21 protein-coding genes are annotated in these 26,291 nt (G+C 53.4%); 3 read left to right on the top strand and 18 right to left on the bottom strand.

The annotated features are described in order from the left end of the window. A complete protein-coding gene (locus VOI14_RS04700; RefSeq protein ID WP_323750879.1) occupies positions 1 to 1,599 on the top strand; it encodes an ABC transporter ATP-binding protein in 1,599 nt (532 codons plus the stop codon). 67 nt (positions 1,600 to 1,666) lie between these two features. Next, entirely contained in the window at positions 1,667 to 2,452 is a 786-nt protein-coding gene (locus tag VOI14_RS04695; protein WP_323750878.1) for an enoyl-ACP reductase, read from the top strand. Between the two features lie 49 nt (positions 2,453 to 2,501). Here VOI14_RS04695 and VOI14_RS04690 read toward each other — a convergent pair whose 3' ends face one another. Together VOI14_RS04690 and VOI14_RS04685 are read right to left on the bottom strand one after the other, a co-directional pair. Continuing rightward, positions 2,502 to 2,915: a PilZ domain-containing protein gene (locus VOI14_RS04690; protein ID WP_323750877.1), complete on the bottom strand. Its 414-nt coding sequence runs from the start codon at positions 2,913 to 2,915 to the stop codon at positions 2,502 to 2,504. Then, complete coding sequence (locus tag VOI14_RS04685; protein WP_323750876.1) at positions 2,915 to 4,753, bottom strand: DUF1631 family protein; 1,839 nt, start codon at positions 4,751 to 4,753, stop codon at positions 2,915 to 2,917. The genes VOI14_RS04690 and VOI14_RS04685 overlap by 1 nt, the downstream gene beginning before the upstream one ends. A gap of 178 nt (positions 4,754 to 4,931) precedes the next feature. On the opposite strand from VOI14_RS04685, the gene VOI14_RS04680 reads away from it, so the two are divergent. Beyond that, positions 4,932 to 6,005 carry a 3-deoxy-7-phosphoheptulonate synthase gene (locus VOI14_RS04680; protein WP_323750875.1) on the top strand — a complete coding sequence of 358 codons (1,074 nt, stop codon included), beginning with the start codon at positions 4,932 to 4,934 and terminating at the stop codon, positions 6,003 to 6,005. 41 nt (positions 6,006 to 6,046) lie between these two features. Here VOI14_RS04680 and cobA read toward each other — a convergent pair whose 3' ends face one another. From cobA to VOI14_RS04600, 16 genes are all read right to left on the bottom strand, one after another. After that, on the bottom strand, positions 6,047 to 6,895 hold the full coding sequence (gene cobA, locus VOI14_RS04675; RefSeq protein ID WP_323750874.1) for a uroporphyrinogen-III C-methyltransferase: 849 nt from the start codon (positions 6,893 to 6,895) through the stop codon (positions 6,047 to 6,049). Then, positions 6,892 to 8,166: a serine--tRNA ligase gene (gene serS, locus VOI14_RS04670; RefSeq protein WP_323750873.1), complete on the bottom strand. Its 1,275-nt coding sequence runs from the start codon at positions 8,164 to 8,166 to the stop codon at positions 6,892 to 6,894. The genes cobA and serS overlap by 4 nt, the downstream gene beginning before the upstream one ends. A 113-nt stretch (positions 8,167 to 8,279) precedes the next feature. After that, the gene (locus VOI14_RS04665; RefSeq protein WP_323750872.1) at positions 8,280 to 9,614 is read right to left on the bottom strand and encodes a replication-associated recombination protein A; all 1,335 of its coding nucleotides are present in this window, start codon (positions 9,612 to 9,614) and stop codon (positions 8,280 to 8,282) included. After that, the gene (gene lolA, locus VOI14_RS04660) at positions 9,614 to 10,261 is read right to left on the bottom strand and encodes an outer membrane lipoprotein chaperone LolA (protein ID WP_323750871.1); all 648 of its coding nucleotides are present in this window, start codon (positions 10,259 to 10,261) and stop codon (positions 9,614 to 9,616) included. Before lolA ends, VOI14_RS04665 begins: the two co-directional genes overlap by 1 nt. Positions 10,262 to 10,271: 10 nt before the next feature. Beyond that, positions 10,272 to 12,851: a DNA translocase FtsK gene (locus VOI14_RS04655; RefSeq protein WP_323750870.1), complete on the bottom strand. Its 2,580-nt coding sequence runs from the start codon at positions 12,849 to 12,851 to the stop codon at positions 10,272 to 10,274. 23 nt (positions 12,852 to 12,874) lie between these two features. Further along, positions 12,875 to 14,098 carry an O-succinylhomoserine sulfhydrylase gene (locus VOI14_RS04650; RefSeq protein WP_323750869.1) on the bottom strand — a complete coding sequence of 408 codons (1,224 nt, stop codon included), beginning with the start codon at positions 14,096 to 14,098 and terminating at the stop codon, positions 12,875 to 12,877. A 27-nt stretch (positions 14,099 to 14,125) separates the two neighbouring features. After that, positions 14,126 to 15,667, bottom strand: coding sequence for an amidophosphoribosyltransferase (purF, locus tag VOI14_RS04645; RefSeq protein ID WP_323750868.1), 1,542 nt, complete (start codon positions 15,665 to 15,667; stop codon positions 14,126 to 14,128). A gap of 34 nt (positions 15,668 to 15,701) precedes the next feature. After that, complete coding sequence (locus tag VOI14_RS04640; RefSeq protein ID WP_323750867.1) at positions 15,702 to 16,271, bottom strand: CvpA family protein; 570 nt, start codon at positions 16,269 to 16,271, stop codon at positions 15,702 to 15,704. A 93-nt stretch (positions 16,272 to 16,364) separates the two neighbouring features. Next, positions 16,365 to 17,039, bottom strand: coding sequence for an SPOR domain-containing protein (locus tag VOI14_RS04635; protein WP_323750866.1), 675 nt, complete (start codon positions 17,037 to 17,039; stop codon positions 16,365 to 16,367). Positions 17,040 to 17,129: 90 nt separating this feature from the next. Continuing rightward, positions 17,130 to 18,434: a bifunctional tetrahydrofolate synthase/dihydrofolate synthase gene (folC, locus tag VOI14_RS04630; protein WP_323750865.1), complete on the bottom strand. Its 1,305-nt coding sequence runs from the start codon at positions 18,432 to 18,434 to the stop codon at positions 17,130 to 17,132. Then, positions 18,418 to 19,344, bottom strand: coding sequence for an acetyl-CoA carboxylase, carboxyltransferase subunit beta (gene accD, locus VOI14_RS04625; RefSeq protein WP_323750864.1), 927 nt, complete (start codon positions 19,342 to 19,344; stop codon positions 18,418 to 18,420). The genes folC and accD overlap by 17 nt, the downstream gene beginning before the upstream one ends. A gap of 35 nt (positions 19,345 to 19,379) precedes the next feature. After that, complete coding sequence (gene trpA / locus VOI14_RS04620) at positions 19,380 to 20,192, bottom strand: tryptophan synthase subunit alpha (protein ID WP_323750863.1); 813 nt, start codon at positions 20,190 to 20,192, stop codon at positions 19,380 to 19,382. A gap of 17 nt (positions 20,193 to 20,209) precedes the next feature. Continuing rightward, positions 20,210 to 21,418: a tryptophan synthase subunit beta gene (gene trpB / locus VOI14_RS04615; protein ID WP_416361389.1), complete on the bottom strand. Its 1,209-nt coding sequence runs from the start codon at positions 21,416 to 21,418 to the stop codon at positions 20,210 to 20,212. Next, on the bottom strand, positions 21,411 to 22,040 hold the full coding sequence (locus tag VOI14_RS04610; protein ID WP_323750862.1) for a phosphoribosylanthranilate isomerase: 630 nt from the start codon (positions 22,038 to 22,040) through the stop codon (positions 21,411 to 21,413). The genes trpB and VOI14_RS04610 overlap by 8 nt, the downstream gene beginning before the upstream one ends. After that, positions 22,037 to 22,945 carry a tRNA pseudouridine(38-40) synthase TruA gene (gene truA, locus VOI14_RS04605; protein ID WP_323750861.1) on the bottom strand — a complete coding sequence of 303 codons (909 nt, stop codon included), beginning with the start codon at positions 22,943 to 22,945 and terminating at the stop codon, positions 22,037 to 22,039. The genes VOI14_RS04610 and truA overlap by 4 nt, the downstream gene beginning before the upstream one ends. Positions 22,946 to 23,031: 86 nt before the next feature. Beyond that, a complete protein-coding gene (locus tag VOI14_RS04600; RefSeq protein WP_323750860.1) occupies positions 23,032 to 26,220 on the bottom strand; it encodes a FimV/HubP family polar landmark protein in 3,189 nt (1,062 codons plus the stop codon). Positions 26,221 to 26,291 lie beyond the last annotated feature (71 nt).

Below are 26,291 nucleotides of genomic sequence, written 5' to 3'. Positions count from 1 at the left end.
ATGAGCGACCTGTTAACCATCTCGGATCTATCCATTCAGTTCGATAACGGCCCTCTCGTCGTGCAGAACCTTACCCTGTCGATTAGCCCGGGCGAGACGTTGGCCGTCGTGGGTGAAAGTGGTTCCGGGAAATCCGTGTCGGCCCTTTCGGTGCTTCGGCTGTTGGACGAGCGGCACGTAAGCTACCCCTCCGGCAAAATTCTGTTTGAAGGCACGGATGTTCTTAAAACCTCCGAAAAGGCCATGAAGAAGATCAGGGGCCGGAAAATCAGCATGATTTTCCAAGAGCCCATGACCTCTCTCAACCCACTTCACACTGTTGAGAAGCAGATTTCAGAAACCTTACAAATTCACCTGGGTATGCGCGGACCAGAAGCGCGTGCACGCTGCATCGAACTTCTGGAGCTGGTGGGCATCGCCAATCCTGAACAGCGCCTTGCAAGCTACCCTCACCAGCTTTCCGGTGGCCAAAAACAGCGGGTAATGATTGCAATGGCTCTGGCTAACGAGCCTGAGCTGCTGATCGCCGACGAGCCCACCACTGCGCTCGATGTGACCGTTCAGAAACAGGTTCTGGAGCTCTTGAAGTCGCTTCAACAAAAACTAGGCATGGCCATGCTGCTGATTACTCATGATCTCAGCCTTGTCAGGCGATATGCCGACCGTGTGCTGGTCATGGAGAAAGGTATCAAGGTTGAAGAGGCAAACACTGATGATTTGTTTGCTGCGCCGGAGCACCCTTACACACAAACGTTGATAGATGCAGAGCCTCCAGAGCACCCCGTGCCACCACGAACCGAAGCCAAGGCTTTACTCGACGTTTCGGCTCTGAACGTATCGTTCACGCTCAAGAAAAACCTGTTTGGCAAAGTAACCCAGAGCTTTCACGCAGTGAAAGATGTCAGCCTCCAGCTTGGCCATGGCGAGACCTTGGGCGTCGTTGGTGAGAGCGGCAGTGGCAAAACCACCATTGGTCACGCCCTACTCAAACTGACAGGCAGCAGCGGCTCCATTCGACTCGACGGCACTGAATTATCGCTATTGTCTCAAAAACAATTCCGCCCCTGGCGCCGCCGTATCCAGATTGTGTTCCAGGACCCGTTTGGTAGTTTGAGCCCTCGCATGTCGGTGGCTGAAATCATCAAGGAAGGGCTTCAGGTTCACGACCAATCACATGCCGATCAACACGATGAGAAAGTCATCCAGGCTTTGAAAGATGTGGGTCTCGACGCCGATGCGCGCCACCGCTACCCTCACGAATTTTCCGGCGGTCAACGCCAGCGTATTGCCATCGCCCGTGCGCTCGTTTTGCAGCCCGACGTGATCATTCTGGACGAACCCACCTCCGCACTCGACCGGACGGTTCAGAAGCAAGTAATTGAGTTGCTGCAAGAACTTCAGGCGCAGTATGGGCTAAGCTATATTTTTATAAGCCACGATCTGAATGTCGTTCGTGCGCTCAGCCATAAACTGCTCGTGCTACAGCACGGGGAAATTGTTGAATACGGGGATGCGGAAGCTATCTTTCGGAACCCTCAAGAGCACTATACGAAGGATCTGCTTAACGCGGCGTTCTTCTACAGCACTACGACCAATTGACATTAGCCCCTTAGACCCGGGTCAGGGATAATGCCCCAAAATCAAGGAACATAGGGAGTCGATACCGATGGGTATTCTCAGTGGTAAGAAAGCACTGATTGTTGGCGTTGCCAGCAAACATTCTATCGCTTATGGCATCGCCGAAGCCTTCGCTCGTGAAGGCGCAGAACTGGCCTTCACGTACCAGAATGAAAAACTTCAGTCCCGCGTGGAGAAATTTGCCGACCAGTGGGGAAGCAAAATCACCATTCCTTGTGACGTCGCCAGCGATGAAGAAATCGAAAACGTTTTCGAGGAGTTGGGCAAGCACTGGGACAACATCGACATCATCATTCACGCCGTTGGTTTCGCGCCCGGTCATGAGCTGAATGGTAATTATGTTGATGTCACCACCCGTGACGGTTTCCGTATCGCTCATGACATCAGCTCATACAGCTTTGTTGCGTTGGCGAAAGGTGCGCGCAAAATGATGCACGAAGGTAGTAGCCTGCTGACCCTGAGCTATCTGGGAGCCGAAAAGGTACTGCAGAACTACAACGTGATGGGCCTCGCTAAAGCCTCTCTCGAAGCCAACGTTCGTTACATGGCTGCTAGCCTGGGCAAGGAAGGCATTCGCGTGAACGGCATCTCTGCTGGGCCAATCAAGACGCTGGCAGCTTCCGGCATCAAGAGCTTCCGCCGCATGTTGGCAGAGAATGCCCGGCGCGCACCTCTGCGTCGCAATGTGACGACTGAAGAAGTAGGCAACGCCGCTGCGTTCATGAGCTCGCCGTTAGCGTCCGGTATCACGGGCGAGATTCTTTACGTTGACGGTGGTTTCAACATCACCGGTATGGGTGAACTGGAAGACTAACGTCTTTGTGTTCCCTCAAATAACAAAGCCGGCATCATGCCGGCTTTGTTTATTCTGGCCCCGAAAAGGCTTCCGCCACAGCTTCAAGCCAGCTCAAATAGTCTGTTTCATCCGAATCGAACACGCGTACTCCATTCAGATACCGGCTGCCCTCTTCTTTGCTCCACATCACTTCCACCGTCAGTCGTAAAAGCTTCTTCTGTGCAGACAAATTAATCTCGGCCGCCAACAGGGACCCCGCGCGCAACGGCTCTATGGTCACCAAACTCATGCCACTTGCCGAGATATCCCTGACCTCGCACGTTCTCACAAAAGCTTCCAATGGCTCATCACCGAACTCAATGGGCTCTGCGGATTCGACATTCAGTCTTGCCGTTGCCCGGGCTGATAAGCGGTAATCCTCGCGTTTGTCAGCCCCGTCAGGCACGGAGGCCTCCCGACCAAAACTATAATCCTCGTCCATCACACGCCCCCTCCATTCCGTCCAACCCGGATTCTGCCTACGACACGACTGAGAGTGTCATCAAAAGCAGCCCCGCCGCCGAGTATCCTGATCGTTCCATTGACGACACCCGCCTGCAACTCGTCCCGCATGAACTGATGTCGGTTAAGCCCCAAACGATCGACAAACACATATTTGCCGGAAGCCGCAATTTTAACGGCTAACTTGAGCCGCAATGGCTCACCGTTCGACTGCTCGCTCTTCAGGACAATCCACCCTTCAAGGCCAAGGTGGTCGATCTGCCGTGTGGCTTCAGCTTGGGCTTCACGCATCAACCGGTCTGACTCCAGCTTTTCATCGGCAATTCGTTGCTGTTCGACAGCCACCCGCTGACTTTCAATCTTTGCTTCTTTAGCGGCTTGTTGCCCTGCGGCCAAGCGCTTTGCCTCTTCTTTTTCACGGCGTAAGGCCTCGGCTCTGGCACGAGCCTTCCTTGCGGCTTGCTCACGCTGCTGTTGCTGCTTCTCGCAGACTTTCGCCAGTAGCAGTAGCGTTTCCTCCAATACCTCGCCAAACGGCTTTAGATCAGGCAAACGACGCAACGTCTGCACCTTCAGCTCTCGCTGAAATTCTGTCCAATCCTGTAGTCCGAGCTTTACACCGGAACCGTTAGTCCAAACGATTTCCTGGCTGTCGGCCAGCAATGTAAAGAAGAACAGGCGCTGTTCATTTACGCCTTCGCCTTTTACAAACCAATGCTCCAGGCAGGACTGATAGTCCGTGGCCTTCAGCGCCTGCCGCTCCAACCAACTGGCGTCCCAAGTCAAGTTGTGGCCCGCAGGCAAGGCTAATACCAATTCCGTCGCTTCTCCCTTAATCCTGTCGACGATGACGGCATTAATGGCATCAATCTTTGCTACGGGTATGTCCTGGCTCATGGCTCGGCGCCAAACATCGTGAATCAGATCCCCAAGCTGCTCACCAACCCGATACAGTTTACTTCGAGCTTTGTCAGACAGTTCAGGGTCACAGGCCCACACCAACCACTCAAGAATTTTATTAGCGTGTCGACACAGCTCGCTCTCCTCACCCTCGGCCAGCACGCTTTGTTTAAGGACAGTCATCCAGTCATCCAACACGAACCGGGTAACAACGACTGGCAACTGTCGGCCCGTGAGCGCCCTGCCCACCAACGATCTAGCGACCTGTTCGGCATGACGCTGACGAGATAAACCCCGTTCGGTTTCATACAATCTTTGACGAAGCTTATCGACCTGACCAAGCCTCTTCAGGCTGTCATTAAACCACTGTTGGCAGTACCTCTTCACGGGTTCGGTTGAGTGTTTTTCAAAACTCTCTGCCACAGCAATAACCAAGGTATCGAGCAACTCCAGCAATACGCGAGATGACCGGCCACCGTTATCGCTCCATCCCCGCCACTCCTGCAAATGGTCGAGCCATTCCAACACCACCGATGGGAATCCCTTTCCGCCGTCCTCACCAAGCCGCCATGCAAACCAGAATCTCAGGCGGGCGATACGACTGACCAATGAGGTATGGAGCCCACTCGTGTTCAGAAAGACATCCATAATACGGTCAGCCAAATAGGCGGCATTAACCTGCCGGACACTCCAGTCGATCTGAACCGATCGTAAAACGTGGGTTACGCGCTCATCCCGCTGCTCGGACCAGCAAGATAAAAGCAAGGGCCGCCAATCCGGTATTGTCTCCTGTTCGGATTGACCGGTGGGGTATGGTAGGTCCGGTACACGAATGCCGGTGAGAACCTGATTGATTCGGGCAGCAACCCCCTTATTTGGGGTGGGTTCTGCCTGTGGCTGCTTTGCCTTAGGGGACATCCGGTGCCTGTTGTCTGGAATCGTTGAAAAGGACCTTCAAATAACGCAGTATACCCAACTCGCCGGGGTTTTCTGCAACCGTGTACCGGCACCATTCGCGTTTATCTTCAATCACCGAACAAAGCGACACGGAGTTGTTTCGGTGACGTAACGATTTGAGTCGGGGAAATACATCAAGATGTCGGGCAAGAAACTGGAAAACCTGAACGTGGCCAACCAGGAACAATTGATCACTCCTGAAGCCTTGAAAGAAGAACTGCCATTGTCAGACAAGGCTGCAAACACTGTCGCGTCAGGCCGTCAGGCTATCTACGACATCATGGACGGCAAGGATAAGCGATTGTTCATCGTTGTCGGACCCTGCTCCATCCACGATCCTGACGCCGCAAGAGAATACGCCAGCCGCCTGAAAAAACTGGCTGATGAAGTTAGTGACACTCTGCTTCTTGTGATGCGTGTTTATTTCGAAAAGCCACGCACCACGGTCGGCTGGAAAGGTCTGATCAACGACCCACACCTGAACGACACCTTTGATATTGAACAGGGCCTTCATATTGGCCGTCGCCTTTTGTTGGATATCAACGAAATGGGTTTGCCAGCGGCAACCGAAGCGCTTGATCCGATCTCGCCTCAATATCTGCAGGATACCATTGCCTGGTCGGCGATTGGTGCGCGTACCACCGAGTCCCAGACCCACCGTGAAATGAGCAGCGGGTTGTCTATGGCCATTGGTTTCAAAAACGGGACCGACGGTAATCTGGATGTCGCCGTGAACGCTATGAACTCGGTATCGCACCCTCACAGCTTCCTGGGCATTGACCAGCAAGGCCGAGGCGCCATTATCCGCACCAAGGGCAACAACTATGGTCACGTTGTTCTGCGCGGCGGTGGTGGCAAGCCGAACTACGACTCGGTGAATGTTGCACTGTGTGAACGGGCACTGGAAAAAGCCGGGTTGCGGAAGTCCATCATGGTGGATTGCAGCCACGCCAACTCCAACAAGGATCCTGGCATTCAACCATTGGTCATGCAGGACGTTACTCGTCAAATCATCGAAGGTAATGACTCCATTCAGAGCCTGATGGTTGAGAGCAACATCAATTGGGGCAATCAGTCCATCCCCGAAAACCTGGAAGACCTGAAATATGGCGTATCCATTACCGATGCGTGTATTGACTGGGAAACAACGGAAAAAGCGGTTCGTGAAATGCGCGAAAAGCTGAGGGATGTGCTGCCGAAGCGCGGTGAGTAAAATGAATAAGGCCCGGAGCGGTTCCGGGCCTTACTTACTGATCACTTAATCGACTCAAACCCAAGCCAGTCCAACTTCCCTCTTAAACTGACCACGTGGCCGATAATCACGATGGTTGGCGCCTGAACACCACTGCTTTTCACCAACTCGGCAATGTTATCCAAAGTACCCGTGACCACCTTCTGTTCCGGGGTTGTTCCTTTGGAGACCAGCGCTACAGGCATGCTTGAATCCATACCATGGACAATCAGTTCCCGGCAGATGATTGGTAAACCTACCAACCCCATGTAAAAGACGAGCGTCTGGTTATTCTGTACGAAATCCGACCAAGGCAAATTGCAGGTATCATTTTTCAGATGACCGGTAATAAGGCGCACGGATTGGGCATGGTCGCGATGCGTGAGCGGAATACCGGAGTAAGCCGCACAGCCCGAGGCTGCCGTGATACCCGGCACCACCTGAAAGCGAATACCAGCCGCTGCCAAGGTTTCAATTTCCTCTCCACCACGGCCGAAGATAAAGGGATCACCCCCTTTCAGCCGTACAACTCGATGCCCTTTTCTCGCCATATCGACCAAACGCTGATTGATTTGGTCCTGAGGCAATGTGTGGTTCGCCCGCTGCTTGCCAACATGGATTTTCTCAGCCTGCTCTGGAACCAAAGCCATGATCTCGGGCGAAACCAAACTGTCGTACAACACCACTTCAGCCGCCTGAATCAAACGCCAGGCTTTAAGCGTCAGTAGTTCAGGATCACCGGGGCCAGCCCCAACAAGAGCCACCTCGCCGGCGGAATTATTGGGATTGTCCGTCACAGGGTTGGACTTGAACCGGACCGGCCCCACTCCAGCCTTTACACCTGTACCTGGCACCTCGGTTTTTCGGCTCATTGGATGCGCTCAACGCCTCCCATATAGGGCTTAAGAGCCTCCGGAACAACAATGCTACCGTCAGCCCGCTGATAGTTTTCCATAACCGCAATCATTGCCCGGCCTACCGCCAAGCCTGATCCGTTCAGTGTATGCACCGGCTCGGGCTTTCCGGTTTCCGGATTACGCCAACGCGCCTGCATCCGGCGCGCTTGGAAATCGCGGGTATTGGAGCAGGACGAAATTTCCCGATATTTACCCTGGCCTGGGAGCCACACTTCAAGGTCATAAGTCTTAACCGCAGAGAAGCCCATATCGCCACCACACAGAGTGACCATTCGATATGGCAACTCAAGCAACTGCAGCACCTTCTCCGCATGGCCAGTGAGTTGCTCCAAGGCTGCGCTGGACTCCTCAGGACGCACGACCTGAACCAACTCAACTTTATCGAACTGGTGCTGGCGAATCATGCCCCGCACGTCGCGCCCATAAGAGCCCGCCTCGCTGCGGAAACACGGAGTATGAGCCACCATGCGCAAAGGCAATTCGGCATCTTCCAGAATCGTGTCAGCCACCAAATTGGTAACGGGCACTTCCGCTGTCGGAATCAGGTACAAAGGATTGTCACCCTCCGTGCGAAACAGATCTTCTTCAAACTTGGGAAGCTGCCCGGTACCAAAAAGAGCATTTCCGTTCACCAAGTAAGGCACATAGGTCTCGGTGTAACCGTGTTCGCTGGTGTGCAGATCGAGCATGAACTGCGCCAGAGCACGATGCAGTCTGGCCAACTGGCCACGCATGACCGCGAAACGGGAGTGCGCCAGATTGGTCGCCTTCTCAAAATCGAGTCCCTTAATGGCTTCTCCCAAAGCAACGTGATCCTTCGGCTCGAAATCAAACACCTTGGGCGTACCCCAAACACGGGTTTCCACGTTGTCTTCTTCGCTCTTCCCGGGAGGCACATCTTCATCTGGAACATTAGGGATGCCCGACAAAAACGCATTCAGCGCTTCTTGCACTGAACGAAGTTCGTCTTCCGCTTCTCCGCGCTGCTGTTTCAGGCTTTCAACTTCATCCAACAGCGGTTTGATGTCTTCACCGGCCGCTTTGGCTTTGCCGATCGATTTGGAACGTTTGTTCTGCTCGCTCTGCAGCGTCTCGGTACGAACCTGAATGGCTCGGCGGCGCTCTTCCAGCTGTTCGAAAGTGGCGACGTCGAGCTCAAAGTTTTTAATGGCCAGCCGGCGGGCGATCTCTTCAGTCTGTGAACGGACACGTTTGGGATCGAGCATGGTGTTCCTGAATTATCCAGTTAACGAATGGGTGAATAGGCGAACATTATACCCGCCGTGAGTTTGCTGACCACCATTGACCTGAGCACCGTGGAAAATCCAGGCACAGTCAATCAATAGCGTTTAACAGCACTTTGTTGGTCGAGAGTTTCCAGGCGCTGGCGCTTTTCGGCGAGTTTGATTTCCAAGCCCCGCATTACGGGCTCATAGTAACGACGCTGACGGATCGCTTCCGGCAGATAATTTTCCCCCGCAGCGTAAGCATCCGGCTCATCGTGAGCATACCGGTACTCTTCACCGTGCCCCATGCTTTTCAATAGCTTGGTTGGTGCATTACGCAAGTGCACCGGCACCTCATAATCGGGATCGGCTTTGATATCCGCCATACATTGGTTGAACGCAGCGTATACCGCATTACTTTTCGGAGCCATGGCCAAATAGGTAGCAGCTTGAGCCAAGGCCAACTCCCCTTCCGGCGAACCCAATCGCTCCTGCGCATCCCAAGCCTGCAAAGCAATCTGCAGGGCTCTTGGGTCGGCATTGCCTATGTCTTCACTGGCAATTCTGGCGAGTCTTCTTGCGATGTAAAGCGGATCACAACCACCATCTAGCATTCTACACAGCCAGTACAAAGCGCCGTCTGAACTGGAGCCTCTTACCGACTTATGCAGCGCCGAAATCTGGTCGTAGAAAACATCACCGCCTTTATCAAAGCGACGCAAGCTGGTTTGCAGAACCTGCTCAAGCGTTGACGACAGTACCCGGTTATTGCCTTGCTCGTCCGGTTCCGCCAGATCAGCGGCCACTTCAAGAATATTAAGCGCTCGTCTGGCATCCCCACCCGATGCAGAAGCCATGGTGTCCAGAACGGACGGCTCAACCTTTAACGACCCTGCAAAGCCTTCTTCACTGGAAAGCGCCCGATTGAGCAAGGTCAGAACATCCGAAGATTCAAGATTCTTCAGAACGTAAACCCGTGTACGGGACAGCAGAGCGCTATTGAGCTCAAAAGAAGGGTTTTCTGTAGTGGCACCTACAAAGATGAACGTGCCATCTTCAATATGGGGAAGGAAGGCATCTTGCTGGCTTTTGTTGAAGCGATGAACCTCATCGACAAACAGGAGAGTGTCTCGGCCTTGTGCCTGTTTCCGATGTTTCGCACGATCAACCACTTCGCGAATTTCTTTAACACCGCTTAGCACCGCCGACAACGTCTCGAACGTTAACGCTCCGACGTTCGCCAACAATTGAGCAAATGTCGTTTTACCGACTCCGGGCGGCCCCCACAAGATCATCGAATGCAATTGACCTTGCTCGACCGCCTTCCGGAGCGGTTTACCGTCGCCAACCAGATGTGCCTGCCCAACATAGTCGGCAAGGGTCGTCGGGCGCATTCTGGCGGCCAGAGGCTGAAACCCGACCTCAGGCTGAAACAGACTGTCCTGCATTAAGCACCGTCCCGAATGACGTCAACCTCCTCGGGATACTCCAACGTGAAGGCGTTTTGATCGACATCCTGGTTCAGTTCAATAGAGTCGAAGCTGAGAATGCTGATCTGCGCCAGCGAATCTTCCATTCTCATTTCTTGCAGCTCGCCATCGAAGAAGCTCAGGCGCAGTGATACAAACAAAGAGTCTGCACCTTTAGGTACCAGCGTAAACTCCCGAGTCAGTTCTCCGATTCGGCTCTGGCTGACCTCATAGGTTTCGTCCAGATTATCCACTTCGCCACTCAACAGCAGCGCTGGCGTGCTCTGAACACGGTCATCCAGCTTATGGATCGTCACCTGCTCCAGATCCGGGTCATAGACCTCAACCGTATTGCCATCACTCACGATAAATTGCGACAAGGGAGCAGCTGTCTCCCAGTAAAACAGCCCAGGTCTCTTAGCTTTAAGGGAGCCGCGGGTTTCTTGAACACGACCACCGTTTTCACCAACCACGATTTGAATAAAGTCAGCCTGGTAAGTTTCATAGCTGCGAAGGATCGACGAGAGTTCCTCGGCGGCTCCGGCTGAAGCTTCCTCAGCATGGCTTACTCCAGCGCTGAAAGTGAACAGAAAACTCGCAATCAGGGAGAACACAAATCTACTCATAATAACGCTCCTAGTTTCTAGGGGGTGGCGGTGCCAAAACCTCTCTGGCCCCGTTGTGCCCCGCCGCACTAACCACACCTGCAGCTTCCATTGCATCCACCAAATTGGCGGCGCGGTTATAGCCAATTTTGAATTTACGCTGAACCGAGGATATCGAAACCCTGCGATTTTCAGTCACGAACGCCACCGCTTCATCAAATAGCGCATCGCCTTCGTCGCCACCACCCCCTTCACTCAAGGTAGGCACACCCGGTAAATGCTCACCTTCTGCACCACTTAGTACGTCATCAACGTATTCCGGCTCGCCTCGGGCCTTCCATGCGCTGACCACACGATGAACTTCGTCATCGTCCACAAACGCGCCATGTACTCGTACCGGCAGACCGGAACCGGGTGGCAGGTACAACATATCCCCGTGCCCGAGAAGCTGCTCTGCCCCGCCCTGATCCAGGACCGTTCTCGAATCGATTTTGGAGGAAACCTGAAACGAGATCCGCGTCGGAATGTTGGCTTTGATCAAACCGGTAATAACATCAACCGAGGGTCGCTGAGTGGCAAGAATCAGGTGGATACCCGCTGCACGGGCTTTTTGGGCAATCCGCGCGATCAACTCTTCGACTTTCTTACCGACAATCATCATCATGTCGGCAAATTCATCGATCACAACAACAATGAACGGCAAGGTTTCCAGTTCTGGACGCTCCTGCTCATCATTCGCCAGATGGTCATCTGGTTTCCAGAGTGGGTCCAACAGGGGCTCACCCTCGGCCCGAGCATCTTTCACTTTCTTGTTGTAACCCGCTAAATTTCGTACGCCCAAGCTTGCCATGAGGCGATACCGGCGTTCCATTTCCGCGACACACCAACGAAGCGCATTGGCCGCTTCCTTCATGTCGGTAACTACTGGCGCCAGCAAATGCGGAATGCCATCGTAGATGCTCAGTTCAAGCATCTTCGGGTCAACCATGATAAAGCGAACGTCTTCGGGACCAGCCTTAAGCAGCATGCTCAGCAACATGGCATTGACCCCTACCGACTTACCCGAGCCCGTGGTACCAGCAACCAGCAAATGAGGCATCTTCGCAAGGTTGGCGACCATCGGGTTACCACCAATGTCGTTACCCAACGCCAGCGTGATCGGCGAAGAGGACTCTGTGAATACCCGCGCACCCAACACTTCACTTAAACGCACCATCTCTCGGGTTTCATTCGGTATTTCAATACCGACCACAGACTTCCCCGGAATAACTTCAACCACCCGCACACTCAGTACCGCTAACGAGCGTGCAAGATCTTTGGCAAGATTGGAGATTTTACTGACCTTAACCCCTGCCGCCGGCTTGATTTCAAACCGGGTAATAACTGGACCTGGGTTAACCTCAACCACTTCCACTGATACGCCAAAATCGGATAGCTTCGCTTCCAGCAAGCGCGACATATGCTCCAGAGATTCCTCTGAATAGCCGCTCTCCTGATGCTCTTCGGGCGGGTCCAGCAACGTAATCGGTGGAATGGGACTTTCGATATCCTCCAGCAACGAGCCTTGTTTGTTGTTCCCTTTCTTCTCCGAGGATCCCTGATCGTCTTTTTTGAAAGGTGCAATCTTGAGCGCTCGGCTTATGGGCTTCTCCGCTTTCTTGGCAGTCGGTTTTGGCGCCACGGGCTCAACGTCACGAGAGCTGAAGCTCTCCACATGCGACGGTTCGGGATCAACCGTTGGCCGCCCTTCCAAAGCGGGTTCCTTGCGCGTCTGGAGCAACTTGGAATCCGGATTTTGTTTGGCTGCGCGATCTTTTTTGGCAAACAGGCGACGCCACCAAGGCGTCTTCTTGGCGGAATCACGCTTGGATTCCACCACGGTATCTTGCTGTTGGCTCTGGACCACCGGCTGCTCGGGATTGCTCGCAGATTGCGATCGCTCTTTCCGATCGGTTTTGGCTGTCTGATTTTTGAAGAAGGCACTAATCGCCAAGCCTGCTTTCAACGTCAGGCCACCAACACGGTCCATCAAACGGAACCACGAAAGCCCGATCGTTACCGTCAGAGCAAACAGGAAAATGGCAATCAACAAAAGAGTGGTTGCAGGCAGGTTGAAAAACCGCACCATCGCCTCCGACACGGCCTTACCTAAGACACCACCGGAGGACATACCCAAGCCGAACAAAGAGTACAAAGACAACAAGCTAGTGGCAGAAAGCAGAATCAGAACGAAGCCGCCAAACCGTACCATGAACAACGGCCAGTGCAGGTCCAATGGCTGGTGGCGCAAGCGAATGAGCATGAAGGCATAGCCTGCCACCATCACCGGGAATAGCCAGGAGACATGCCCGAAAAAGTCCATCAACAGGCTAGCCAACCAGGCGCCAGTGCGGCCAGCGTAATTCGCTACGCTGGTTTCATGGCCGATACTGGCCCAACCAGGGTCCGAATGGCTGAACGTAAATAGCGCCATGGCCAGATAAATACACAGCACGATGAGGGCCAGAACGGCACCCTCACGAGCCCCTTGAGCAACCAAGAGGCGAAAGCGCTTTTGCTTGTCTGTGAGTTCCGTCGGTACAGATTTCTTCGCTTTAGCGGATTCCGCCATGAATGCTCAAACCGTGTGTAAGTTTAGTCTTCCAGCGCCTGAAAACCCCTTGCGAGATCAGTTTTCAGGTCATCAATAGCTTCAATGCCAACTGATAGCCGGATCAGATTTTCAGTAATACCTGCCTTTGTTTTATCGTCAGGTGCCAAGCGCCCGTGCGTAGTCGTTGCCGGGTGGGTGATCGTTGTTTTCACATCCCCCAGATTCGCCGTGATCGAAATCATACGAGTGCCATCGATGAAGCGCCAAGCTTGTTCCCTGCCGCCCTTGACCATAAATGACACCATGCCACCGAACCCGCTTTGTTGCTTTTTAGCCAACTCATGCTGCGGATGACTTTCGAGCCCCGCATAGAAGACCTTTTCAACGGATGGCTGCGTTTCCAACCACTTAGCCAACTCTAACGCATTGTCACAGTGGGCTCGCATACGAATCGGTAAGGTTTCGAGGCCTTTTTGGAAAACCCAGGCATTAAACGGGCTCATGGTGGGCCCTGCTGAGCGAATAAAGCCATAGATCTCATCAAGATATTTGGCCGGCCCCACGACGACACCACCAATACACCGCCCCTGCCCATCCAAATATTTGGTTGCAGAGTGAATAACGAGATCCGCACCCAACTCTAACGGTCGCTGAAGGATTGGCGTACAAAAACAGTTATCGACCACCAGCAACGCATCGTTGCCATGCGCCAACCCAGCAAGCGCTTCGACATCGGCCACTTCACACAATGGGTTGGATGGTGTCTCGATAAACAACATACGGGTTTCAGGGCGGATAGCCGCCTGCCACTCATCAACACCGGTCAGACTGACAAACGTTGTTTCGACACCAAACCGCGCCATATATTTCTGAAACAACACATTCGTGGTTCCGAAAACACCCCGCGAACACACAACGTGATCCCCGGTTTTCAGCAACGACATACAAGTACTCAGAATCGCCGCCATGCCGGAGGCCGTGGCTACGGCTTTCTCACCGCCTTCCATGGCTGCAATCCGACCTTCAAATGCCTGAACCGTCGGGTTCGTGAAGCGGGAATAGATATTACCCTCCTCTTCACCGCCAAACCGGGCAGCGGCCTGTGCGGCACTGCCATAGACGAAGCTCGACGTCGGGAAAATCGCGTCGCTGTGCTCCAGTTGGCCCGTACGAATCTGCCCTGCCCTAACCGACAGCGTATCAACAGACATCCCTTCCAGATCAGATTCCGGAATCCAGAGGTGTTCTTCACGCGTGTGGCTCATGGTTTTCTCCTGGATATAGGACGACGATCAGTCTTCATCATTATGTAAGTCGATATTGTCGTTATCTGAGTCATCATCAGAGTCCACATCAGACACGCTTGGGCTCGAGCCGCTGCTGTCCTTACGACGATCTTCCAGACGCATGAGGTAGGCTTTGTCGATATCTCCGGTGATGTAATTGCCACTAAACACCGAGCATTCCCAGCCATTAATGTCATCGTTCACATCACTGACACAGGTGATCAGGTCATCCAGTTCCTGATAAACCAACCAGTCTGTGCCAATCAGCTCACCCACCTCTTCAACCGTGCGGTCGTGGGCGATCAGCTCAGACGCGGACGGCATGTCGATGCCATACACATTGGGGTAACGAACAGGGGGCGCAGCGGAGGCGAAATAGACGTTGCGCGCACCAGCATCCCGAGCCATCTGAACGATTTCTTTGCAGGTGGTACCACGAACAATGGAGTCGTCCACCAGCATCACGTTTTTGCCGCGGAATTCCAGATCGATCGGGTTGAGTTTCTGGCGTACCGACTTTTTCCGCATTGTCTGACCCGGCATAATGAACGTCCGGCCGATATAGCGGTTCTTGATAAAGCCTTCACGATATTTAACGCCGAGCTGATACGCCATTTGCATGGCAGACGTACGGCTGGTGTCCGGAATGGGAATCACAACGTCAATATCGTGGTCCGGGCGCTCTCGCAACACTTTATCAGCCAACACTTCTCCCATGCGCAGACGCGCTTTATAGACGGACACGCCGTCCATAATGGAATCAGGGCGAGCAAAGTACACGTGTTCGAAGATGCATGGATACAACTTAGGCGACTCGGCACACTGCTCCGAGTATAGCGTTCCGTCGGTTTCAATATAGACCGCTTCGCCAGGCTCGATGTCCCGAACCAGAGTGAACCCAGCTGCATTCAGGGCTACACTCTCGGAGGCAATCATGTATTCCTTCTGCCCGCTTTCACTCTCACGAACGCCGTAACAAATCGGACGAATGCCATTCGGGTCACGGAAACCAACGATGCCGTGACCAGTAATCATGGCAATCACGCCATAGGCACCACGGCAACGTTGGTGAACGGCGCGAACGGCCGCAAAAACTTCTTCTTTGGTCGGGTTCAGTTTGCCGAGTTTCTGCAGCTCATGCGCAAACACGTTCAGCAGTACTTCGGAGTCGGAATTGGTATTGATATGCCGAAGGTCGGTTCGGAATAAATCACTACTCAATTCATCGGCATTCGTCAGGTTACCGTTATGAGCAAGTGTGATGCCGTATGGACTGTTCACATAAAACGGCTGAGCTTCCGCCGAGCTGGAACTTCCTGCTGTTGGGTACCGAACGTGACCAATCCCTACGTTGCCAACCAACCGCCGCATGTGCCGCGTATGAAATACGTCACGCACCAAACCATTGTCTTTGCGCAAGAAGAAACGATCGTCCTGGAAGGTAACAATACCCGCCGCATCCTGGCCACGGTGCTGTAGAACGGTCAATGCGTCATACAGCATCTGATTGACGTTAGAAGTACTGACAATACCGACAATGCCACACATGGCTGGAAGGTTCTCCGAGTGTTAAAACTGAATGTTAGCGAGAGGCGGACGTGGGTTCCACGCCTTCCGGTTCACTGGGTGCTTGCGTGTTACCTGAAATACCATCTGCCGGCCCCAGAAAGCGGGCAAATTCGTCACCAAAGGTGCGTCGAGACCAGTCCTCAACCACCGCCAGACGGTCAATCATGACGGATGATTGCCACCAGGTATCTTGTGCCAGAGGCGTATAACGAGTGAAGGCAATACCAACAATCACAACCACTACGCCACGAAGTAGTCCGAACCCCATACCCAACACTCGGTCGGTTGCGGAAAGCCCGGTTGCCCTAACCAGATGGCCGATAAGATTGTTGATGATGGCACCCACGATCAAGGTGCCGAAAAATAGAATGGCAAATGCAGCAACCAACCGTACCAGTGGAGTCTCGACTGAAGACTCGAGGAGTGCTTGCATCTGCGGATGAAACGTTCGGGCAATGATAAACGCACCGATCCACGTCACCAATGACAGAGCTTCGCGAACGAACCCCCGCTTCAGACTGATGAGCGTGGAAACAGAAATGAGGGCAATGATGACCCAGTCAATCCAGATCAGCGATTCCATGAACAACCCGGTGGAGAAAACGAAGGAGGAATTCTAACAGGAAACGAGAGCGCACCAAACTCTCGTCTTAAGATAATTCTCTTTCCAGCGGAATTATTTTCCGCCTTGGGTCACAAGACTTTTCAGGCCGAACTTTTCATCAAGCTTGGCCTTGGCTTGGTCAGCATCCGCGCGGTTCACGAAGGGTCCACTAAAGACACGAGTTAGCGTCTTGTCGCCGCTGGAAAACTGCTGTAAATGAGCGCCAAAACCCAATTCGATAACATTTTCACGCAACCTTCGGGCATTATCATCATTTCCAAAGCTGCCCAACTGAACCACCCACGCACCTTCCAAGGTACGAGTGAATTCAGCCTTTTCATCGGCTTGCTTCGCTGGCGCTTCTTCTGATTGAGAGAGCTCTGCCACCTCGGTCACTGACTCAGATTCAACGGCTTCAGCTTGTTTGACCGGACTGGTCTGGACTGGCTCGGCCTGTGCAGCCACGGCTGGATCCTGAACCGTATCATCTTCAATAATTCGGAATCCTGGCGCTTGTTCTGGGCTTTCAGAACTAGAGACCCGGCTACCTGAAGTGACCTCATAACCAACCGCATCGCCAGAAGGCTCCGCAGGCATCTGCACCTCGGGGAATGGTGGCTCTTCCGGGATGGTAATTGACGTAGATTGACGCTGAGAATGGGGCTCGTCAAAAATCATCGGCACAAAAATGACAGCCAGGGAGATCAGAACCAAAGCACCAATGATCCGCTGTTTTAATCCGTCCACCTGAAAGAACTCCCTATGCCAATCTATGTCAGTTCGATAGTAACTGTGTCAAAAACAGAACTGAAGCCATATCTGGCCAATGAACAAAGTTTAAGGCGCATCGCCCAAGAGCAAAGCTCTGGCTTTTGCCACTGTAAAGAACGATCCGAAAACCACAATACAGTCTCCTTGCGCCGCGGCCTCGTCCTTGGCGCCACTCAGCGCCTCATCGATCGTGACATAGGAACCGGAGCTGGAAATCTTGCCAATACGAGTTTCAAGTTGTTGAACGGTCAAACCTCTGGGCACATCCAGGCCGGCCAGACACCAGTGATCGACAACAGGAGCCATTGCCGAAACCACTCCCTCAACATCTTTGTCGCCAAGCGCTGCATAAACAGCAACAATCCGCCCGTGATTCTTCTGCTTCAGCTCATGAAGCTTACTTGCCAGCCACCGGGCCGCGTGAGGATTGTGCCCCACATCAGCGATGATCAACGGTTCGCTGTTGAGCTGTTCGAATCGTCCGGGCAAACTGACCGCATGCGCCGCCTCGCTCAGCACTTCAAGATCCGCGGTTGGGACCAGTTGCATAGCCATGACGGTAGCCGCTGCCACACTTCCCACAGGCAGTGGGCCGGCCGGCAACGCAACTCGACACTCTGCCAGCACCAAATCAATGATTTCACTGTCATCAGCACGGGATTCGAGCTGGTAATCACGACCGCTCAGTCGCAGATCAACTTTCTGGGCAGTTGCCTGCTGGAGCACCGAAGTGGGCGGCATCGGATCAGCGCAAACGGCCGGGATTCCCCTGCGTAAAATACCCGCTTTTTCAAAACCAATGACTTCCCGGTTATCGCCAAGGAAACCAATATGATCAATATCGATGGCGGTAATAATCGCAAAATCGGCATCCAGAACATTCACCGCATCAAGCCGCCCACCCAGACCTACTTCCAATATCCAGTCCTGAACACCAGCCTGTTCAAGAGCCACGAAAGCAGCCAGAGTTCCGAACTCAAAATAGGTCAACGACACATTGCGCCTAGCGACTTCTACCTTTCCAAAGGCAGAAACCAAGGCAGAATCCGACACATTCATGCCATTAATTCGGACGCGTTCGTTGTAATACTGGAGGTGCGGCGAAGTATAGGCACCCGTGGTTCTCCCGACCGCCATCAACTGGCGCTCCAGAGTCGCTACGGTGGAGCCCTTTCCATTGGTACCGGCAATGGTAATGATCCGGGCATTGGGCTTTTTCGGAAACAAGCGGCGCAAAACCACCAGAACACGATCAAGCCCCATGTCGATTTCTGCGGGATGAATGGCTTCTAACCACTGAAGCCATTCATCAACTGACGCACCCTCACTTGGGCGTTCCGAAGCCGTAACCGGGTTACTCGACAGATTCATCGGTACCCGGCTTCTCTGAAATTTCGAACTCGATCGGCGCCTCGGTGCCCGGCTTCTCTTGCCCGGTAAATTTCGCCAGTACGTGGGCAATTCTTTCGCGCATCTGATGGCGATGAAGAATCATATCAATGGCACCGTGTTCCAACAGAAACTCACTGCGCTGGAAACCTTCAGGCAGCTTTTCCCTGACCGTCTGCTCGATAACCCGGGGGCCGGCGAAACCGATCAGCGCATAGGGCTCTGCGATGTTGAGATCACCCAACATAGCCAAGCTTGCAGACACACCACCAAACACCGGGTCTGTCATCACTGAAATATAAGGAATACCCTCTTGCTTCATGCGCTCAAGAACAGCGGCCGTTTTTGCCATCTGCATCAAAGACAGGATGGCTTCCTGCATACGCGCCCCGCCGCTCGCAGAGAAGCAAACCAATGGAATGCGGCGCTCCAACGCCACGTTCGCAGCCTGAACGAACTTTTCACCCACAACCTGGCCCATCGAGCCGCCCAGGAAGTTAAATTCGAAGGCACAGGCAACCAAAGGAACGCCCAAGGCACTGCCACTCATCGCAATCAAAGCATCCTTTTCGCCGGTCGCCTTCTGGGCAGCCGCCAAGCGATCTTTATAACGCTTGGTGTCTTTGAACTTCAGGCGGTCATTCGGCTCAAGATCGGCTGCGATTTCTTCGCGCCCATCTTTATCAAGGAAAATTTCAAGACGACGGCGAGCCGACACGCGCAGGTGATGATTGCACTTTGGACATACATCCAGATTTTTTTCCAGCTCTGGCTTATACAGAAATGCACCACACTTCGGACACTTCTTCCAGAGCCCTTCCGGGACACCGGTGCGTTGTCTTGATTCCGAGCGGATTTTGCTCGGCATTATCTTGTCCAGCCAGTTACTCATGCTTTCATCCTGTCCTTTAGTGCCTGGAAACCGTTTTATGGAGCTAGGCTATCCAGCGCTTCGCGCATCGGGTACAACAGATCGTGCAACGCTTGATTCAAGGCGTCAGGATCTGATTGATTTCGGGCTATTGTATCCACCAGTACGCTACCCACAATTACACCATCGGATACTTTGCCGATCGCGCCTGCGGTCTCCGCATCCCGGATGCCAAAGCCTACCCCCACAGGAAGTGCGGTTAACTCGTGGATATGGGCCACTTTCTCAGCAACTTCATCCACATTGATGGTCGCCGAGCCCGTCACACCCTTGATAGAAACATAGTACACATAGCCAGACGAGTGCTTACTAATTGCCTTAATTCGATCATCAGTCGTGGTCGGTGCAAGCAAAAAGATCGAATCCATATTGCGTTCAGCGAACAACGGCGCAACGTCACCAGCTTCCTCAGGCGGCAGGTCTACGGTTAGCACCCCGTCAATACCGGCTTTAGCTGCAGCGTCGGCAAAGACCTCATACCCCATAGCTTCCATCGGGTTAAGGTATCCCATTAACACAACCGGGGTATCGGCATCGGTTTTTCGAAACTCTTCAACCATGCCAATAACCTGGCGCAACGACGTGTTGTACTTCAGAGCTCGCTCACAGGCCAGCTGGATAACCGGACCATCAGCCATCGGATCCGAGAACGGAACACCAAGTTCAAGAATGTCCGCGCCCGCCTTAACCAGTGCGTGCATCAGGCTGACCGTTTGATCAGGATGAGGATCACCCGCAGTAATATAGGGGATCAACGCCTTTCGCCCCTGCTCTTTCAAGGACTTCAATACACCTTCAATACGACTCATGCCTGCTCCTGATACCTTCAGATCTCGATGCCATCCAACTGGGCGATGGTATGAATGTCTTTATCACCGCGGCCCGATACGTTAATAACCAGAACTTTGTCTTTGTCCATCGTCGCTGCCAGCTTCAGCGCATAGGCCACTGCATGGGAAGACTCCAATGCTGGCATGATGCCTTCTACCTGAGTCAGTGTGCGGAAACCGGCCAGTGCCTCTTCATCCGTCACTGATACGTAGTGGGCACGGCCAATATCTTTCAACCATGAATGCTCTGGCCCTACTCCGGGATAATCCAGCCCGGCACTAACCGAATGAGTTCCGGAAATCTGGCCGTTCTCATCTTCCATCAAATAAGTACGGTTACCATGCAGAACGCCAGGTCGACCGGCACACAGCGGCGCAGCATGGTCTCCGGTTTCAATACCCAAGCCGCCGGCTTCAACGCCGTACAGCTCAACCGACTCATCGGTCAGGAACGGATAAAACATGCCAATCGCATTAGAACCGCCACCGACACAGGCAACCAGTGCATCCGGAAGCTTGCCTACTTTCTCCATGGACTGCTCACGCAACTCACGACCGATCACCGACTGGAAATCACGCACCAACAGCGGATAGGGGTGCGGGCCAGCTACGGTACCAATAATGTAGAAGGTGTCGTCAACATTCGCGACCCAGTCACGCATGGCTTCGTTCATGGCGTCTTTGAGCGTCTTCGTTCCACTCTCAACCGAATGGACCGTGGCACCCAGAAGTTTCATGCGATAAACGTTCAGGGATTGGCGCTGAACGTCTTCTGAACCCATAAAAACATGACACTCAAGGCCTAGCCGGGCGCAAACCGTCGCGGTTGCTACACCGTGTTGGCCGGCTCCGGTTTCCGCAATAATGCGTTTTTTTCCAAGAAAGCTTGCGAGCAAGGCCTGACCAATGGTGTTGTTTACCTTATGGGCACCGGTATGGTTAAGGTCTTCACGCTTCAACCATATTTGCGCGCCACCTGTTTCACGGGTCAAGCGCTCAGCAAAATAAAGCGGGCTTGGTCTGCCTACATAGTCGGCCAGATCTTTATCGAACTTAGCCTGAAATTCTGCGTCATCCTTCAGCTGGAGGTATTCTTTCTCCAACGTCATTAACGAGTCCATCAGAGTTTCAGACACAAACCGGCCACCGAAGGCACCAAAGTGACCTCTGGAATCCGGGAGTGCCTTCAACATTTCATCAGTCAGTTTTACGGACACTGTGCACCTCTTTGAAGAAAACAGATAATTTGGTGGCGTCTTTAATACCTTTGCTCAGTTCAACCCCGCCGCTGACATCAACCGCCCAAGGGCGAACCTCTTCGATGGCGCGGGCTACGTTAGCAGATGACAAGCCGCCGGCCAATATCAAGGGGATAGGGCGTTCCTGCGGTATCAGTTGCCAATTAAAGGACTGTCCTGTTCCGCCATAGCGCTCCGGGTCCCAGGCATCAACCAGCAACCCGACAGCTTTGTTATACGTTAAATACGCTTCTGAGATCTGTTCTGAACTACGAACTCTGATCGCTTTGATCCATCGCCGCCCAAAGGAATTACAAAATTCTGGTGTTTCGTCGCCATGAAACTGCAACAGATCCAGCGGAACGACCTCAAGCACTGACTTCACAAAGTCTGATGTCGGGTTTACAAACAACCCCGTTACGGTAACAAACGCCGGGACAGCAGCCGCCAACGCTTTCGCTTGCTCAATGGAAATCGCTCGCGGGCTGGGTTCATAAAACACAAAGCCCACCGCATCTGCACCGCTGGCAACAGCTGCTTCTACATCTTCTACTCGGGTCAGGCCGCAAATCTTTACGCGCGTTGTCATGAGTCTGAAACCGGCTGCTTGGGATGAATATGGGTCGGAACGATCGGCAAGTTGTCTGCCCTTGGGAACCACGGAGCGACAAAAGCCGGTCCGCACAGCGCTTCGGGGATGCCAAAGTGATCAGGATACCCTACATCGACCAGATAAAGCCCATAGGGTGGCGCTGTGACGCCAGCCAGCTTCCGGTCCCGTGCGCCTAGAACCTCACCAACCCACTTAACCGGTTGCTCTCCGGAGCCAACGGCCATAAGGGCACCCGCAATGTTACGAACCATATGATGCAGGAATGCATTAGCCTGTACATCAATTACCACATAGTCGCCAGACCGGGTTACTGAAATTCGCTCCAAAAACCGAATCGGTGTCCGAGACTGGCAGCCCGCGGCACGAAATGATGTGAAATCATGTTCACCGGTCAACGCCTGAGCCGCTTGGTGCATCTTCCGGGCATCCAGAGGTCGGAAATTCCAACTGACCTGCCCACGCTGAATACCCGGTCGAACCGGATTATTGAAAATCACGTAGCGATAACGCCGATAAGTTGCCGAGAAGCGGGCATGAAAATCGCCCACCCCGTTACCCGCCCAATGCACAGCTATGTCGTTGGGTAACGCGGTATTAATCCCCATGACCCAAGAACGGAGCGTGCGCACAGCGTTGGTGTCAAAGTGTACTATCTGGAAACTAGCATGAACGCCGGCATCTGTACGCCCAGCACACACCAACTCAACGGGATGGTCAGCGACTTTGGCAACCGCTTTCGTTAACTCCGCCTGAACCGACCGAACGCCGCTTTTTTGCTGCTGCCAACCATGAAATGCCTGACCATCGTACTCAAAAACAATCACAACCCGACCGTCACCAATCGCGTTGTCTGTGGTTAAAGGCTTAGGTTGAAGAAACAATGGAGCATCCAGTTTTTGAGGTTCAGAAAAACAAAGCGCCGGCACAAAGGCCGGCGCTGTTGCCATTATAAGTTGATTATAACGAATCAGGAGAGATTTTTAAGAAGCTCTTGCGCTTCAGCCTTCTGCTCTTCGTTACCCTCCAACGCAACTTCTTCGAGGATATCTCTGGCACCGTCGCCATCACCCATCTCAACATAGGCTCTTGCCAGGTCAAGTTTTGTTGCGGCTTCATCAGTACCTGCAAGGAAGTCGAAGTCATCATCGTCGGCAAGATCGGCATCATCGACATTCAGTCCCGACAATCCTTTGCCCTCGCCTTCCTCAACATCGACTTCCGATTCCAAGGAAGGAATATCCGCTGCATCCTCGACGACGGGGCTTTCGCCTTGCTCCAAATCGTCCAGAGCATCTTCAAGACCCAGCTCCTCGTCTAGCGAACCATCACCTTCGTCCGACGCACCCGCCTTATCAAGATCAGAGAACTCATCCATCAAAGCCAAGTCTTCATCGGAAACATCAAGTTCGAGATCTTCTAAACCGGATTCATTTAAATCCAGAGCGTCGGCTTGACCATCTTCCTCGACCTTTTCGAGCTCTGCATCCAACTCATCAAGGAAAGACTCATCGAGAGCTGATTCTTCACCGGACAGCTCATCGAGGGCACTTTCTTGATCGACATTTTTTTCAGTCTCTTCGACTGGCAATGCACCCAAATCGTCCAATTCACCATCAAGATCGAGAGTTTCGGTCAGATCCATTTCAGTATCGAGCGCATCTTCTGATCCGCCTGAACCTAATACCGCCTCGTCTTCTTCGCTGAGCTCGAAATCAAGACTGAACTCATTTTCGCCCAGAACGTCGTCAGGCTTTTTGACCTGCGAATCCGCCTCAACATCCATTTCGAACGATGAGAACTCCGATTCTTCAGCAGAGGCGCGCTCTGACTCATCTGATTTATCAAGCGCAACAATGCCTGATAGATCATATTCTATCGCATCATCCGGTGAACCCTCGCGGTTCTCAGCGCTGTCCAACTCTTCGCCAAAATCAATGCCTCCCGTGCCTCTTTGTAGACTTTGGAACTCGTCCTCCACGGGTGTTGCAGACACCTCCGGCTCGTTCTCGTTGTCATATGCCTCTGAAGCGAAACCTGCCAAGGAATCGGAACGGAGCTCGTTCTCCAGATCGTCGATGCTCGGCATTGCCTCAGCTTCTTCCAGCTGTTGCTTAAGCACCACTGCCCGGGCTAGAGCTTCGTCATCACCCAGAGCTTCCACCTCGCCGAATTGCTTATCAAAGGACTGATAATCTTGCCCATCGGCATAGGTTTCAAGCAACTTGAGACGCAGATCTGTGCGGCTGGGCTCACGTGAGATCGCTGTTTCTAAAATCTGAGCCGCCTTATCATGCTGACCATAGGCGATGTAGCTGTCAGCCTCTGCCAGCGAGTCACTCTCTGCGGCGACTGCCATTTGATCTGGTTCATTAGCGAGGGCCAGATCAAAACCTTCAGAATCGCTCTCGTCGTCAGCGTTCAACTGATCGTAAAACGCTTTTTCACGGTTAGCATTCCGGCGAGCAACCAACAGAAGGAGCAATAGAAGCAAGATCAGGCCGCCGCCAAGCGCGAGCTGATACATCGGATTTCCGACGACTGCGTCCATCAACTGACCCAACAAGCCTTTTTTCGATTCCTCAGCGGGCTGATTTTCAGCGTTCGGCTGAACTTGCGCGCTCGCATCAGAACCGCTCGCAATCGGTTTGGCCGCGTCGTCCGAAGCTCCTCCTCCGGCCTCTTCAGCCTGATCAACTGCTGTCCCGGCAGCCTCACCCTCGCTACCCACACTTTCTAGCGAGGCTTCAGGTGAACCCTCAAGGGCGCCATCATCTGTGGTCGGCGTGCCTTCTTCTTCAGCGGATGCCAAGCCTTCAACACCTTCAGCCAACTGACCATCGACGGCCTCAGCATCGGCAACCGCAACATCGGCTTGAATATCGGAACCTTCGCCAACAGACTCGTCAGGAGAAGCCATGCCATCTGATGGAGCCTCATCGCCAGCGTCTGCGGACACGCCGTTTTCAGAACCTTGACCACCGTCAGGAGTGGCGACGACGTCCTCCGAAACTGCACCCTGCAAATCAGCCAACTGAGTACTCTTCAGCTCCAAAAGACGCTGCAGAGTCTCAACCTGAGACTGCATATCTTCGAGTCTGGAGTTCAGCTCTTCGTTTTGCCGACGCGTTGCCTCCAATTCTTCCAGGGCCGCGGCCGAGCCTGCGTCGACACCACCGGCACTAGCAGTACCATCGCCTCCAGCAGAACCACCCTGCTCCTCAGAACGAGCCTCGGTTTCATCTGCCGCAATAAGCCGAAGCTCTGCACCGGCTTCGGCCTCTTGCGGTTTTGCGATTGGCTGAGCGGCTTTTTCGGAGGATTGAGTGGCATCTACAGGACGCGGGGTTTTGAGCGCTTGATTCTGCCTTGCGACAACACGAGAGGCTTCTGCCTTACTGCGTTGCTCAATTTCAGCGAGAGTCGGTGCACGAAGCACCTGACCGCGCTTCAGGCGATTTATATTGTCGCCAATAAACGCATTCGGGTTCTTATCCTGGATGGCCAGCATAACCTGCTGCATAGACACCGAATTGTTCGGGCGCATGCGCTGAGCAATCGTCCAAAGCGTGTCAGAAGGTCCGGTCGGCCCAAAGCTCTCGGTACTATAGCCTGAAGCACGAGAACCAGAAGAACGAGCGTTCTGGACCGCGCTCTGACGGCGAATCGACTCTTCACTGCGAGAGGTACGCGGAGTGGAGCTACGCTGAGGCGCAGACGATGGCACCGCCACTTGCTCGCGTACGCCGGATTCTTCCGCGTACACCGGCGGATCTACCAACACTGCGTACTCGCGCATCAGACGGCCGCTCGGCCAAGTCAGTTCAAGCAGGAAATTCAGATAGGGTTCGCGGAAAGGTTCACGTGATGACACGTTGATCGCGAGATTACCATCGGCTTCTGTAACCACTTCAAATTTCAGTTTACTCAGAAACTGATGACGCTCCAGGCCGACTCGTTGGTAAGCAGCTTCAGGAGCCACGTTAACGAAGACATCACCGGGATCGACCCCACGACTTTGTCGCAACGAAATTTCAGCGTCCAGCGGCTGATTCAGCCAGGACTGCATCTCAATTTCACCCAGCCCCAGGGCCTGAGCCATACCCGAGCCGAGCCCTCCCGCCAACGCCAGGGCAACCGCAAGCTTGCGTACCTTCATGCTTTTTCCTTTCCAGTCTCCGTTATTCTTTGACTGCTGAATTTCAACAGAATCGGACGAGGTTGGATGAC

Origin of the sequence: Marinobacter sp. (assembly GCF_034669625.1) — a bacterium.
In the GTDB taxonomy this organism is placed as follows: Bacteria; Pseudomonadota; Gammaproteobacteria; order Pseudomonadales; family Oleiphilaceae; genus Marinobacter.
The sequence above is the reverse complement of the archived record's forward strand: the minus strand, read 5'-3'. Positions and strand labels throughout refer to the sequence as shown.